Source organism: Streptomyces sp. NPDC006512, from assembly GCF_040611935.1.
Taxonomy (GTDB): domain Bacteria; phylum Actinomycetota; class Actinomycetes; order Streptomycetales; family Streptomycetaceae; genus Streptomyces.
In genome coordinates this window covers 1-12,359 of the sequence record NZ_JBEXPG010000110.1, presented here as the reverse complement: position 1 = coordinate 12,359, position 12,359 = coordinate 1, and the positions used below count along the sequence as shown (strand labels likewise).

12 protein-coding genes and 6 pseudogenes are annotated in these 12,359 nt (G+C 69.0%); 10 read left to right on the top strand and 8 right to left on the bottom strand.

Going from position 1 to position 12,359, the window contains the following annotated elements; translation table 11 throughout:
* Nucleotides 1–225, top strand: a pseudogene (locus tag ABZZ17_RS39175) (hypothetical protein); the annotation flags it as partial.
* 18 nt (nucleotides 226–243) lie between these two features.
* Here ABZZ17_RS39175 and ABZZ17_RS39170 read toward each other — a convergent pair.
* A pseudogene (locus ABZZ17_RS39170) lies at nucleotides 244–684 on the bottom strand (ATP-binding protein); the annotation flags it as partial.
* On the opposite strand from ABZZ17_RS39170, the gene ABZZ17_RS39165 reads away from it, so the two are divergent.
* Nucleotides 665–1,132 (top strand): ATP-binding protein, encoded by a 468-nt coding sequence (locus tag ABZZ17_RS39165; RefSeq protein ID WP_356884025.1) that lies wholly within the window; start codon nucleotides 665–667, stop codon nucleotides 1,130–1,132. The pseudogene ABZZ17_RS39170 and the gene ABZZ17_RS39165 sit on opposite strands and share 20 nt — an antisense overlap.
* A 24-nt stretch (nucleotides 1,133–1,156) precedes the next feature.
* Here the strand turns inward: ABZZ17_RS39165 and ABZZ17_RS39160 are convergent, their stop codons facing one another.
* The gene (locus ABZZ17_RS39160; protein ID WP_356884023.1) at nucleotides 1,157–1,564 is read right to left on the bottom strand and encodes a hypothetical protein; all 408 of its coding nucleotides are present in this window, start codon (nucleotides 1,562–1,564) and stop codon (nucleotides 1,157–1,159) included.
* 175 nt (nucleotides 1,565–1,739) lie between these two features.
* Between ABZZ17_RS39160 and ABZZ17_RS39155 the strand changes: the two genes are divergently transcribed.
* Nucleotides 1,740–2,081 carry a hypothetical protein gene (locus tag ABZZ17_RS39155; protein WP_356884021.1) on the top strand — a complete coding sequence of 114 codons (342 nt, stop codon included), beginning with the start codon at nucleotides 1,740–1,742 and terminating at the stop codon, nucleotides 2,079–2,081.
* A gap of 84 nt (nucleotides 2,082–2,165) precedes the next feature.
* Here the strand turns inward: ABZZ17_RS39155 and ABZZ17_RS39150 are convergent.
* A pseudogene (locus tag ABZZ17_RS39150) lies at nucleotides 2,166–2,428 on the bottom strand (peptidylprolyl isomerase); the annotation flags it as partial.
* 317 nt (nucleotides 2,429–2,745) lie between these two features.
* Here ABZZ17_RS39150 and ABZZ17_RS39145 point away from each other — a divergent pair.
* Both ABZZ17_RS39145 and ABZZ17_RS39140 read left to right on the top strand, forming a co-directional pair.
* Nucleotides 2,746–3,792 (top strand): hypothetical protein, encoded by a 1,047-nt coding sequence (locus tag ABZZ17_RS39145; protein ID WP_356884019.1) that lies wholly within the window; start codon nucleotides 2,746–2,748, stop codon nucleotides 3,790–3,792.
* Nucleotides 3,793–3,801: 9 nt separating this feature from the next.
* Complete coding sequence (locus ABZZ17_RS39140; protein WP_356884017.1) at nucleotides 3,802–4,509, top strand: hypothetical protein; 708 nt, start codon at nucleotides 3,802–3,804, stop codon at nucleotides 4,507–4,509.
* Between the two features lie 358 nt (nucleotides 4,510–4,867).
* Here the strand turns inward: ABZZ17_RS39140 and ABZZ17_RS39135 are convergent, their stop codons facing one another.
* Nucleotides 4,868–5,401 (bottom strand): ABC transporter substrate-binding protein, encoded by a 534-nt coding sequence (locus ABZZ17_RS39135; RefSeq protein ID WP_356884027.1) that lies wholly within the window; start codon nucleotides 5,399–5,401, stop codon nucleotides 4,868–4,870.
* Nucleotides 5,402–5,453: 52 nt separating this feature from the next.
* Here ABZZ17_RS39135 and ABZZ17_RS39130 point away from each other — a divergent pair.
* A pseudogene (locus ABZZ17_RS39130) lies at nucleotides 5,454–5,693 on the top strand (glycosyltransferase family 2 protein); the annotation flags it as partial.
* A 53-nt stretch (nucleotides 5,694–5,746) separates the two neighbouring features.
* Here the strand turns inward: ABZZ17_RS39130 and ABZZ17_RS39125 are convergent.
* Nucleotides 5,747–6,040: pseudogene (locus ABZZ17_RS39125) on the bottom strand (hypothetical protein); the annotation flags it as partial.
* A 44-nt stretch (nucleotides 6,041–6,084) separates the two neighbouring features.
* Entirely contained in the window at nucleotides 6,085–6,447 is a 363-nt protein-coding gene (locus ABZZ17_RS39120) for a hypothetical protein (RefSeq protein WP_356884015.1), read from the bottom strand.
* Nucleotides 6,448–7,334: 887 nt separating this feature from the next.
* Here ABZZ17_RS39120 and ABZZ17_RS39115 point away from each other — a divergent pair.
* On the top strand, nucleotides 7,335–7,676 hold the full coding sequence (locus tag ABZZ17_RS39115; RefSeq protein ID WP_356884013.1) for a DUF6233 domain-containing protein: 342 nt from the start codon (nucleotides 7,335–7,337) through the stop codon (nucleotides 7,674–7,676).
* 76 nt (nucleotides 7,677–7,752) lie between these two features.
* Here ABZZ17_RS39115 and ABZZ17_RS39110 read toward each other — a convergent pair.
* A pseudogene (locus ABZZ17_RS39110) lies at nucleotides 7,753–8,037 on the bottom strand (HNH endonuclease); the annotation flags it as partial.
* Between the two features lie 104 nt (nucleotides 8,038–8,141).
* On the opposite strand from ABZZ17_RS39110, the gene ABZZ17_RS39105 reads away from it, so the two are divergent.
* Nucleotides 8,142–9,335 carry a barstar family protein gene (locus ABZZ17_RS39105; protein WP_356884011.1) on the top strand — a complete coding sequence of 398 codons (1,194 nt, stop codon included), beginning with the start codon at nucleotides 8,142–8,144 and terminating at the stop codon, nucleotides 9,333–9,335.
* Nucleotides 9,336–9,619: 284 nt separating this feature from the next.
* Here ABZZ17_RS39105 and ABZZ17_RS39100 read toward each other — a convergent pair whose 3' ends face one another.
* Nucleotides 9,620–10,870: a PQQ-binding-like beta-propeller repeat protein gene (locus tag ABZZ17_RS39100; RefSeq protein WP_356884009.1), complete on the bottom strand. Its 1,251-nt coding sequence runs from the start codon at nucleotides 10,868–10,870 to the stop codon at nucleotides 9,620–9,622.
* Nucleotides 10,871–11,108: 238 nt separating this feature from the next.
* On the opposite strand from ABZZ17_RS39100, the gene ABZZ17_RS39095 reads away from it, so the two are divergent.
* The gene (locus ABZZ17_RS39095; protein WP_356884007.1) at nucleotides 11,109–11,444 is read left to right on the top strand and encodes a DUF1524 domain-containing protein; all 336 of its coding nucleotides are present in this window, start codon (nucleotides 11,109–11,111) and stop codon (nucleotides 11,442–11,444) included.
* A gap of 116 nt (nucleotides 11,445–11,560) precedes the next feature.
* On the top strand, nucleotides 11,561–11,788 hold the full coding sequence (locus ABZZ17_RS39090) for a hypothetical protein (RefSeq protein WP_356884005.1): 228 nt from the start codon (nucleotides 11,561–11,563) through the stop codon (nucleotides 11,786–11,788).
* Nucleotides 11,789–12,359 lie beyond the last annotated feature (571 nt).

Here is a 12,359-nt window from a genome sequence, read left to right as displayed (position 1 = left end):
GCATGCGAGCGGTCCCAGTCTGACGAGAAACTCGATCGATGGGTCGCTGAGGGGTTCTATGAGGTCGCGACCTGGGTTCCGTCGTGGACGTCACATCCGAACTTTCCAAAGCCGGCGCCCGATGCCTACTTCGAGGACTGCATCGAGCGAATCGGGGATCTTGCCAACTGGTTCTTCCGGGGCTGGCACGACTACTCCGAGGGGCATGTCTGGACTGACCTGTGAAGACTCCCGGGAGCCTGGTCAGGCTGCGTCGTCCCGGTCGCGTTCGATGGCTGCGATCCGGTTCTTGAGTCGGTAGCTGGGTCCGTTGATGGAGATCACGTCGCAGTGGTGGAGGAGTCGGTCGAGGATGGCGGTGGCGAGGACTTCGTCGCCGAACACCTGTCCCCATTCACTGAAGGTCTTGTTCGAGGTCAGGATGATCGAGCCCTTTTCGTAGCGCTTTGAGATCACCTGGAAGACCAGGTTGGCCTCGGCACGCTCGAGGGGTTGGTAGCCCACTTCGTCGACGACGAGGACAGCAGGTCGGAGGTAGCTGCCGAGCTTGCTGGTCAGGCGCCCGGCAGCCTCGGCGATCTTGAGGTTGCGGACCATGTCGTCGAGGCTGGTGAAGTAGATCGAGTATCCGGCCCTGCATGCCGCGACCGCGAGAGCGACGGCGATGTGTGTCTTGCCCACTCCTGTGGGGGTCGGAAAAACACATGCCGCCCAGGCCCTTGGCCACCTCGCCGTCCGCCAGGGCGCCCACGTCCGCTTCGCCAAAACCAGCCGCATCCTCGCGGACCTCGCCGACGGCCACGCGGACCGCACCTGGGACAAGCGCATTCGTGAACTTGTACGGCCCGACGTGCTCATCCTCGACGACTTCGCCATGCGCCAGCTCGGAGCATCCCAGGCCGATGACCTCTACGAACTGGTCAGCGAACGGCAGGGCAGGTCCCTGATCATCACCAGCAACCGGGCACCCAGCGACTGGTATCCCCTCTTCCCGAACCCGGTCGTCGCCGAGTCGCTGCTGGACCGGCTGATCAACACCAGCCACCAGGTGATCATGAACGGCCCCAGCTACCGCCCGAACAAGCGCCCCAAGAACCCGACCGACAAGCCTGCCACGCCCACGATCATCTAGTAGCGCTTGGTCGCGGGCGCGGTGTCACACGCTCCATGGCTCCATGACACTCCACGTGCCCTCGACCGCCTCGAAGACCAACTCCGAGCCCTCGAAGACCTCCTGCCCACTCCCCGGTCGAAGGCTGCCGAAACGCTCAGCACACAGGTCGACCTGCATCAGCCCGTCGAACCGGGTGAACTGCGGGGGATCGTAGAGCACCCCCCCAGGAGAGCCCTGGCTCTCGTCGATCCGAAATCGCTTCACGTCGACCAGGTCCAGGCACACCGGCTCCCACCGCAGGCCCTCGTCCACCACCCGAACGTCGATCACAAGTGTGACGGCCCGCCCCCGCGGTTTCCATCCGAACTCCTGGTCAAGGATCACCCGGCGGACACAGGAATCACCGAACTCGTAGCGTGCCAGCAGTGCCGCGATCCCGTCATCGGTCAACGCGTACGGCCCAAGCCTTCGAGACGGTACCGGTGCTCTGAGATCCACTCTGCTCCCCTGTCGAGGTGCCCATAGTAGGAGGAACACCCAACCGAGACGACGCGGCAGGCCACGACCACTCAGCGCATCGCCACAGCTGATCCCGAGGTAGCTCTGGAATGAGATCGCTTCCCGCATGGCCGACACCGACGAAGCAGAATCCGACGTTGAGCACGCCGTCATCGCTCTCTGTCGACTGGCCGATGACGGCCTCGGCGAGCCTAGCCAACGGGATGTCGTCCACCAGGCCCAGTCCCTCCTGACCGAGGCGATCGAGCAAGCCGACGTTGGCGAGTTCGGCGGCAACGAGTACGGAGGAGGCGAGGTGGTCCTCTACGCCTACGGACCGGACGCCGATGCACTCTTCGCTGTCATGGCACCCATCCTGAACGACCTGCCGTTCCGGCTGGCACACGTCGTCTTGCGCTACGGCTCCGTCGATGCCCCATCGGCTGCCGAGCGCCGCGTCGAGCTCTGATGAGACGAGTCACCAGAGCCCCAGCCAGGTGGGCACCTGGGGAATTACGTGAACTTACCCCTGGGGAATTACTCGAACGTCCACAACCGTGTAGTTCGGTCGCAGCGCGGAATCGCCGTAAACGACGAAGAACTGTGAACCGTTCGTGGCCGGACCGGCGTTGGCCATCGCCAGCAGGCCGCGCCCATAGAGGCGGCGCGCGCCGGTCGGATCGGTCGGTGCCGGCGGCAGGTCCACCGGCAGCTCGTCCTTGTACTTGTACCCGGGCCCGCCCTCACCAGTACCGGTCGGTCGCCGCACTGCAGGACCTTCAGCGTCGGGTACGCCGTCAGACGGTGGCACAAGGAAGCCAGCACGTCCGCACATCTGCCGCTTGAACATTCTGATGCGGTTGCCGTGGCCTGCCACGACGTCTGCACTCCAGGGCAGGGCCAGGCCGACACGGCCGTCACCGTTCCCCGCCCGCCCGCATCTCGAAACGGGCGAGAAGGGCGTACACGGTTCGCATAAGGTGATCCTTCCGGGGGGACGGGGCACGGTCAGGGCGATTCCGGGGCGAGTACAGGGCTTTCGCACGCAACCCCGTGTGAGGCCTCCCGCCCGCAGTCGGCCGTGCCGGCCCGCTCCGCGGCGCACACGTCCCGCAGGTGAGGAAGGAATCGGCGTGAGTTTCGGCGGCCAGGATCAGTACGGCCAGACGTGGTACCCGCACGACGGCCAGGCACCGCCACCGCCACCGCCGGGCATGCCGCCGCAGGCGGGCCCCTACCCGTACTACTCGTACCCGGCCTCGAACCCGTACACGGTGCCCGGCCAGTACCAGTACCCGGGGACACCGCCTGCCTACCCCTACGGGCCGCCCCAGCCCCGTCCGCTGGGGCAGCAGTTCCGCGACGGGGACTGGCCGACGCTGCGGGAGCTGCTGCGACGCGCGCGCGTCCCCGGGTGCGCGTGGGTCGCGGTCCTGTTCTGCTTCTCGCCCGTCCTGCTGTTCCTCCTCCTCTATCCGCTGGCCCGCTCGGCCCGCATCCAGGCACACGCCAAGTTCCCGCCGCACGCCTACCGCCGCATCCCCGACCCTCAGGTGCTGCGCGTGCAGAAGACCAGGGCCGTGGCGGCCCTGGTCGCGTCCTTGCTGATCCTCGTCGTCTACGGAACCGAGGCGGACTTCGCCGAGCTCCAGGGGCAGTACATGCTGCGGCTCGCCATCACGCCGTGGCTGCTGCTCCTCACCGCGCCCGTGGTGATCCTGCTCCTGTTCAGGCTCGCACCCGAGGCCGCGAGGCCGGGCATGCGGAGCCGCCTGCGGCCTGCCGTGCGCTCGGCCCTCTGGTACTTCGGCGCGTTCACGGCCGCGCCGCTGCTCTTCGTGGGCGTGACCCTGCTCGGCGAAGTGCTGCCCTCCCCGCTGCTCACGCTCGCCCTGCTCGTGGCGCCGTTGTGGATGCTGCTCTTCGTCGGCTTCGCCTCCCTGACGGTGGTCCGCCACGCGTTCGGCACCTCCGATGTGCACGCCGCGCTTCCGGCCCTGCTGACGGGCGTACTGGTGTGGGAGCTGGCGGCCATCAACCTGGCCGTGACCGGAATGCCGCCCGGCCCGCCGTTCATCCAGATCTGCGCCCTGCTCGGCGGACCGGCCTCGGTCTCGGCGGTGGCGTGGTGGGAGATCGCCCGTCTGCGCGCGCGGTACGGGGTGAGGCTGCGGAGCTAAGGCTGGTCGGTGGTGATCATCGTGCGGAAGACTGTGTGCGTGACGCTTCTGACTCCGCTCGCCGCTGCTGAAGAGGTCCACGCTCATCTCGTTGACCAGCTCAACCTGGCCCTTCGCCGGCCCGGGATGTTCGGGGGCGAGGTGGCTCTTCGGGTTCTGATTGACCACCTGCTGTTCATGGAACGCCAGCCCGAGGCATGGGCCGAGCTGAAGCAGGAGTGGGAAGAGCAGGGGCTGTGGACCTCCATCGGCCCCGCGGGGGCCTTCCAGGCCGTGTTCCCAGCACAGGCTGACTGCTGCGAGGTCGCCTCGGTGTACGCGGAGTTCGCCCAGCGACGCGGCTGGCTCAAGCCCGATCGGGTTCTCACCGGGGAGGAGTACCAGGCCCTCGCAGGCCGGGTCCGGCGCTGGGCCGCGGTTGACCGCACCTGGCCTGACGTGACAGCGGAGTTCGGTCCTCCCTCTGTGCTGTTCGGAGGAAACAATCATCTGTACGGGAAGACGCTCGGTTACCTCACTGCGGATCCGCAGCAGCCGATGGTGGTCTTCCACCTTTGGAACGGCAGCGAACCAGGGGCCGAATCGTGGCCGCCCGAGCACGGGCAACCGCTGCTCCTCGCGGTCCGATTCCGCGGCGGCTCGTTCCGCGGATCGTTGACCTTCACCCCCGAGGGCGAGCGGAGACGGCCGACGGACGATCCTTGTTCGCCGCAGTAGCCGATCCGACGGAGACCACAGGTCACCCACGTGGGGATTCCCCATACAGCGACCCCGCCTCCGCATGATCCTGGGCCCTCGAAGAGATACAGGATTCGACGCGAAAGCCATAGCGGTGAGTTTGGTGGATCAAGAAGGCGTGCAGCGCTGTCTACGACGGCGCCGCGTCCAAGGCCACGGTGGGACAGATCGTATGGCGGGGGAACTGCTCACGCGCGCCGGCCGGTAGCACCCGCCGACGGGCGCGGTCCTCGCGATGGTCGCCGCCCCTGATCGTCGGCGGGTACGGGGCAGTCGCTCACCCTCAGCACGACCCTCTCGGCCCGCGACGCCGCACCGGAGTGGCCGCCGGCTGCCGCTACTCGCTCTTCGCGACATGCGCTCCGCGTTCGTGTCGGCTCCCGGATTCGAGGAAGGCCAGCACCGCCTCGAAGCCGTCGCTCCGCAGCATGCTCTGGATCAGCTCCTTCTCCGTGCCGAGCACCGAAACTCCGTCAACGTGCATGTCGGTGAGTCGCAGGTACGTGCCGTCGGCGTCCGACTTGAGCCGGTAGGTCACGGCCTGCCTACGGGAAGGGTCCCCGGGGGACCGAGCCGCCGTCGCGCTCACGCGGTGCGCCGTGGGCTTGTCCGCCGAGGCGGTTGTCAGGGCGACCGGTCCGATGTCGAGGAAGGCTGCGGCCACCTTGGCGGTCCAGTGCGGGACGAAGGCGCAGAGGTAGCGCTCGCGATCCGGCGCGCTGAGGGCGCGGGCCTCCCTGCGTCCCATCGCGAAGGCAGCGGCGTACTTGGCCCTCAGCGCGGGCTCCAGCAGCGCGGCGCGCGCGTCCGGATCCGCGTTCAGGACGTCGGCGACGAGAGCGGACACGAAAGCCACGGGATCGGTTGTCACCCTCTCTAACCTAGCCAGGGTTGAGGACCATACGAAAGCGGAAGGCAGTTCTGTGAGCGGTGGCACCACCCGTCCCACGGTCGGCGCGGTCGTCCTGACGATGAACGATCGCCCGGACGACTTCCCCCGGGCCATGGCCTCCCTCCTCGCCCAGCAGGGCATCGAACTGGACGTCGTCGTGGTCGGTAACGGCTGCGTCCCCGCGCAGGTCCCCGCCGGTGTCCGCACCGTCGACCTGCCGGAGAACGTCGGCATCCCCGAGGGCCGGAACATCGGCGCCGACCAGGTCCGACGGCGCTCCCGCTGGGGCAACGTGAGCAGCTCGGCGCCGTCCTGTTGAAGGAGGTCGAAGGCCACGTAATGGGCGGGCAGACGGGCTGCGAGGTTGGGGGCGGTGCGGGCGCGGGCGGCGGCCCGCCGCTGCAACCCCTCGAACGACAACGCGCCGGCCTCCGAATCCCACACCACGACTTCGCCGTCCAGGACCAGGCCGTGAGGGAGTTGCTCGGCAGCCGCGACCGGATCGGGGAACGCGTCCTGCACCAGGGCGCCGCGACGGGTCTGGAGCACTACGCGCCCACCCGGGCCGTCCGGGGTGAAGACGGTGCCCGTCGTTCTCCAGACTTCGCCCTGTCTCATGAGACAGGGGCGCTGGGGTGATCTCGGTTCCGGGTTCCGCCCCCTTACTCTTCTGCGGTCTGCGACCACACAGTATTCCGAGCTCTGGCCCGGGGCCCCCAGGAGGCGCTTGCGACGGTCGCCGGGGAGGTGAGCCCCAACGCCTTGTTGTCCTTGCCGTCCCGCATGTGGTTGAGCCACCGTTCGTACCAGCTCAGGAAGTCCTGGGCCGAGGAGACGTTCGGAGGCCAGAAGCCATCAGCATTGCCGGTGACCATGCGGCCGGTGAGGGGCCCGGTCACACCGATGAGGCACAGGTCGGAGCAGCCCATCTCGATGATTTCGAGGAACAGGTCCCCTTGCATCGCGTCCGCGTGGCTCACGTGATGGAACCCCCGCGGGGTGCCGTCCGGCGGCTGTCGATCCATGGTGAACAGCCTGCACTCCTCCAGCGGAAGCAAACCGTAGAAGGGGGCGGCACCGCTGCCCCCGAGTTCGACAAGGAACTTCCGGTAAGCGGAAGGCAATTCGATGTGGTGCTCGGACTCGAAAGCGTCCGCCTGCGCGGAACTGAGGCGTGGGCCAACGCGGAACTGGTGACGCCAGGCGCCGGACGAGTGGCTGCACTGCGCCTGGTACGGGACCTTAGCCAGCTTGGAGCGTATGCGGGATATGCGGGAGTCCATCGGAGGATCTCTTCTTTTGACTGCCACCACTCTAATGGCCCGCCCAGATGAGGCATCTCCGAGTGTCTGGAGAACCGTCGAACTTCTGCTCATAGGCCACCGCGGCGGCGCGGGGGCGTACGGGCGGGATCGCCTCGGCGGCCTGCGCCAACATCGGCTCCACCGGTGGCCGCAACACCATCCGAGCAGCCCTTCCCGACTGTCGCACCGATGCGGTCCCCACCGTCCGCGCGCCGGCACCGGAACGCGGGTCCCGCTCGTGACAGGACCCGGCCGGCCTGAACCGGGGCGCCGGCCGGGTCCTGTGTGGGGCCGTCGTCGTTGCCGGTTCCCACCCGCACCCTCACACGCCCCTACCCCCGACGCCTCGCCAGCCGTGGCGGACGGATGACGATCCTCGCGTAGCACTCGCCCCAAAAATCGAACATGCTATCTAATGGAGTGATGCCCTCCGCACCAGCCAGGAACCGACGATGACCACCCCCGCAGCCCACGCCAGACCCCAGGTCGCCACCTGGTCCCCGAGCCAGACCGGACCCTGCGCCCGGTGTCACGCTCCCAGGCGCCCCGGCGAACCTCTTGTGCCCTGCCTGTAGGGAGCTGCGGCGGGCGCAGTACGGGAACTGACCGTGCCCAGCGCCGCCCAGCCCGCTTCACGTCTGGGCCTGCTCCGTTTTCTTGAGCGGGTCCAGGTCCGGGACCTTCAGCGCACCCGCGACTGGATAGCCGCCGAGGAACGGATCATCGCCGCCGAGGGCGACCGGCGGCCTGCGCCGCCGCCGCCGGAGTGGCTCATCGAGCACGGGAGAGGCACCGGCCGCCCGGCCGTCCGCGTCCACACCGGGCAGTGCTGGGACACCCGCACCCGGTGCAAGCCCGCCACGGCAGACGGCGCGCGCCGGGCCCTCGCCGAGGGCATCCCCGCGCGCCTGCACTGCCGGCCCGATACCGCGCTCGGCATCCTCGACTGAGGGAGATCCCTCGTACGGGCTGACGACGAAGGGCCGCCACCCTCTGTGGGTGGCGGCCCTGAGCCCGTCGATCTGTCTACGGAGCGGGGGTGAACTCCACATCGGTCCCGCCGCAGCCGGCCGCGATGTCGAGCAGCCGGTCCCGCTCCAGCTCATCCACCGCCAGGCCCCAGCGCAGCTTCGTCGCGGTCCGCTCGGCGCCGTACCGGCACAGCGCATCCGGCGACGGCGGCAGCCATTGGGCCGGATCCCGGTCGGCCTTCGCCCTGTTCGAGCGGGCAGTGACCGCGACCAGCGAGGAAAGCTGGCCCTGGTCATTCGCGTACGCCTCCCGCCTCTGCGCGGTCCACGAACTGGCGCCACCTGGCGGGGAGCGTCATTCCAAGCACGCGATATTCGGAGGGCTTCGGCGTCAGTGAGCCATAGGGTTGGCGCGCCAAGACGGCCTGGCAGCAGGGGAGAAACGTGCGGTCTGAGGAACGTGTGGGGTGGGAGCGGGACTTCCCGGTCCGGTATCTCCTGGTGCGGGAGGACCCCGAAGGTGAGGAGGAGGGCCTGCTGTGGGGGCGGTGCGCGGATGTCGAGGGCCTGTTCGTGAACCCGCCTCCGCGACCGCGAGAGGTTCTGACGCTGCGTGGCTGCCCGCGTGAGAGTCTGCTGGTCCAGGCCGTGGCGGACAGCGCCGAACCGGTGCGGCTGCTGGGGGACGGAATGCTCTCGATCGAGCCTGTGGATCCCGCGAACGACGGGCCGGCCCGCTTCTGGGACCTGGAGGACACGACTGTCCTGGCCCACTGGCCCACGCCGGGCGATCCCGGGCGCGTGGACATCGTCGTGGGCACCGGAGTCAGGGAGGACGACTGCTGGGGCGGCAAGCGGCTGCCTTCGAGTCCGCGGTTCGACCTGTGGTTCCCCTCGATCCAGGGGGACAGCCCATCGGGCAGTTGCCGTTCCATTGACGGCCTGTTCACCCCGCGCCCGCAGCGACCCACCCAGCCCGTGCACCTGATCGGCTGCGAACCCGCCGCACCGCTCCTGGCCCTACTGCGTCGTCCCCTTCCGCAGAAGGGCGACCCGATCACGCTCTGGCGCCTCGATCGCCACGGCCGGACGATGACCGGGTACCACCTCGGCCTGGACACCGTCGAGGCACGCCCATCCGTCCTCGGCGGAGCCCTGATCGACGTCACCATCACCGACCCCGGTGACGACCGCCCCACCCTGGCCGCCCGCGCAGTCTGGGACATCTGGTCCGACGGTGTTCCCACACGGCCCAACCAGTGGGCACCATTCGACGCCGAGGGCCGGTCCGAGTGGTTGCACCTCACCCACGTCGGCCCGTACGGGCGGGAGGGCCTCTCCGGCGGGACGTACCACCTGGACGGACAACACGCCACCGACAGGAGCGGCCTGCTCCTGGCGCTCGGCGAAGCTCTGCTCGGCCCTGGTGCCAACTACGGCAGAGACCTGGACTCGGTGCAGGACTGCCTGTGCGGCGGGTTCTCCGTCGTCCCCCCGTTCACCCTCGTCTGGCACCACGCCGACATCGCCCGCCACGCCCTCGCCGGACACATCCTGCACCACCTCGGCGGCCTGTCCTACTTCGAGGAGACCGTAAACGTCCTGCGCGAGAAGGGTGTCACCGTTGTGCTCCAGTGAGGGAGGCGACGGACAATTCCGGGTCGCTTGCAGACGGCGCCCGACTGGAGAAGAAACACGGAGTGGGGCAACGGCCAAGCCTTCAGGGCCCGGTCGTACCGTCTTCCGCTGCACTGCTGGTGCTACGGGCTTCGAGGTAGGCGGTCCAGTCGGTGGCGGCGCCACTTCAGCCGCCCGCACGGCTGAGGGTGGGCACGGAAGTGGCCGTAGCAGCACCGGCGCGCGCGGGCCGTAGCTCCTACGGCCCGCGCGGGAACGAGGGGCCCATCACCCGCGTGCAGGACTCAGGCTTTGCCGAAGGCGATCAGCACGCCGTCCTGGGCTGGAGCGAAGAGCCGGCCCTGTGCCGTCGCCAGGCCGGGGACTGTCCAGCCACTCCAGTCTGCCTCCGCGACGACGTTCTCCATCGGGTGCGGTTCGGCGGCGAGACGGTACGACCACGCCTTTGTGCCGGTCTTCTCGTTGAGGACCACGAGCTCCCCGGTGCCGTCCTGCACGTATACGAAGCCGCCGGCGACCAGGCGGACCGTGGCTGCCTGCCGAGGGCTCTTGTAGGTCCACCGCGTGGCGTAGTCGGCGGTGGTGTCGAGGGCTCGCACGACGCCGCGGTTGGCGACATAGACGCGGTTCGTGCCGAACGCTGGTGTGGCGTCGGCGGGCAGACGGCGCAGGACAGCTCCCGTCCGGCGGTCGTAGGCCACGGCGTTGGAGTCGTCACTCAAGCTGTTGCGAAGCCACAGCGCCCCGGCCCCCAGCACGACGGGGTTGCTGCCCCCTCCGGACATGTCAGGGACATCGAATCGGCGCAGCTCTTTGCCGGTGTCCCTCTCCAGGAGCTGGTAGGCGAGGTTGTCGAACCCGATCCAGACGCCCACCTCGTCGACGACGACGGGAGCCCAACCGTTCTCCACCAGGGGCGTCTCCCACAGCCGCTGGCCGGTTCCTGCGCTCAGGGCCACGGCTTTGCCGCGGCCGTTCTGCGTGTAGAGGACGTTGTCGTACCAGGTGGGCGGGTACTGGCAGTAGCCGTTTCCGAGGTCGACGGTCCACTTCAGAGCCCCGCTGGCAGGATCCCAGGCTCGGACCTGGCCGCTGAGTGTCTGCGTATAGAGGAGACCTCCGCCGAAGGTCACGGTGGCAGCAGGCTCGCGAGTCAGGAGCTTCTGCGGCCACAGATCCTTGCCCGTGGCAGCGTCGAGTCCCACGAGTTCCATCCGCGGGCCGCCTTCACCGCCCTGGTCGGCGTTGACGACCGCGAAGACCCGGCCCCCCACCGCCACGGGTGCGGAGACGACCGACCCGAGGTCGCGTGCCCACAGCTTCTTGAACGGCGGCTTGGCCGTGGCCCCCGATACAGAACTGTCATAGCTCGGATTGGCTCGGTAGCCGAACGTGGCGTCCGCGGGTGTCGCGGCTGCCGAGGAAGCTACCACCGCCACCGAAGAAGCCGGTGATGCAACCCCGGCGATCAACAGCGCGCATGCCGCAGCGACGAAAGCCGTATCTCTGACCGGACCACGCAGCGATGTCTTCACGTCACAACCCCCTTGGACAGAAACCCAGTTGACGCACAATGTGCGGCCCGGACACCGCTACCCGCAACCAGCACCGATATGCGCCGGCTGCACCAGCCCAGAAGGTCGAGAAGCGGAGCCACAGAAACCGCCCGAGCTGTGGAGGGCGATCCCCTCCTGTATTGGCCTCTGCACGAATCGCCCGATCAAGTTCAGCTGTTCCACCACCATCCACGTATCCACCATCAGCCGGGCGTGTGTGGCGGGTGAGCCGTTCGACTTCGTCCCCCTCGCCGAGGTCTACGACTCCGAGCAGACCCCGTGGCCGGCGGCCCGGCGCGAGGCCTACGCCAACGACCAGAACAGCCCCGACACCCTGATCGCCGTCTCGGCCGCCTCCAACCGCAGCAAGAGCGACAAGGACCCGGCCGAATGGCTGCCCTCGGACGGCTCCTACCACTGCACCTACGCCGCGACCTGGGTCGGAACGAAGCTGCGCTGGGACCTGGCCGTCGACGAGAGCGAGCGCCAGGCCCTCCTCGGCCTCGCCCAGGACTGCCCCACCACGACCGTCGTCTACGAACCCGCCCCCTGACCCGACCGGGCGCGGCACGTCGTCGCGTCGGTCCGGGTGCGGCCTGCTCCGGCGGGCGTGAGGCGGACGGCGCGGCCTCGGCCGGGGCCTGCCGTCCGGGGGCCACGGCGGCGGGCGTGGTGGTCGAGCGGGAACGGGCCGCGGCCGGGGAGACGCGGATCCGTGACGCGGGCGCGACCGGTGCGGAGGCGTTGGCCCTCGTCGCGGACGCGGACTCGGCACTCGCCAACGGCTTTGGCACCATCCCGGGGCCCGCACCAATTGGATGCGGGCCCCTGGACCGTACGCGGGCCTCGCGGGGTAAGCCCAGGGTGATGGTGCCCTCGGCGGTCGAGGGCCGGTAGGCTGGCTTGCCGGGGGTACGTGACGGTGTAGATGCCGGTCAGGCGGCTGGTGTCGACGGCTCCGGTAGCGGGGTCGAGGGGGAGCAGCACGTCGGCGGTGTGGTGGGCGTAGCCGTCGCTGCCGGTGATGGCGGTGCCCAGGTCGAGGCCGCCGGCGGAGGTGAGGCGCAGGGGTTCCCCGGCGACGGGGGCTCCGCCGGCGGTGGTCAGGCGGGCGGTCAGTCCGGGTACGCGCAGCGGGGCCAGCGGATGGGTGTCGCGGGTTTCCAGGCGGGTGGCATACGCGCCGACCGGGGCGGCGATCGGCGACGGAGCCGTTGTGGTGGACGGCGAGGTAGGCCGCTTCGGCGATCTTGTCATGACCGGCGGCGAGGGTGCGTCCGTAGCCGATGGCGGTTTGGCAGCCGCAGTAGCAGCGGTTGGTGGTCGCGGTTTCTGTCATGCCGTCAGGTTAGCCACCCCGGGGGCCCCTAGGGGTTGTCGTCAAAGTGTCACGCCCACATCAGGAGCGACGCGAGGGTGACGGCTGCTTGGTAGGACTGGGCGGTCTTGTCGTACCTGGTCGCGATGC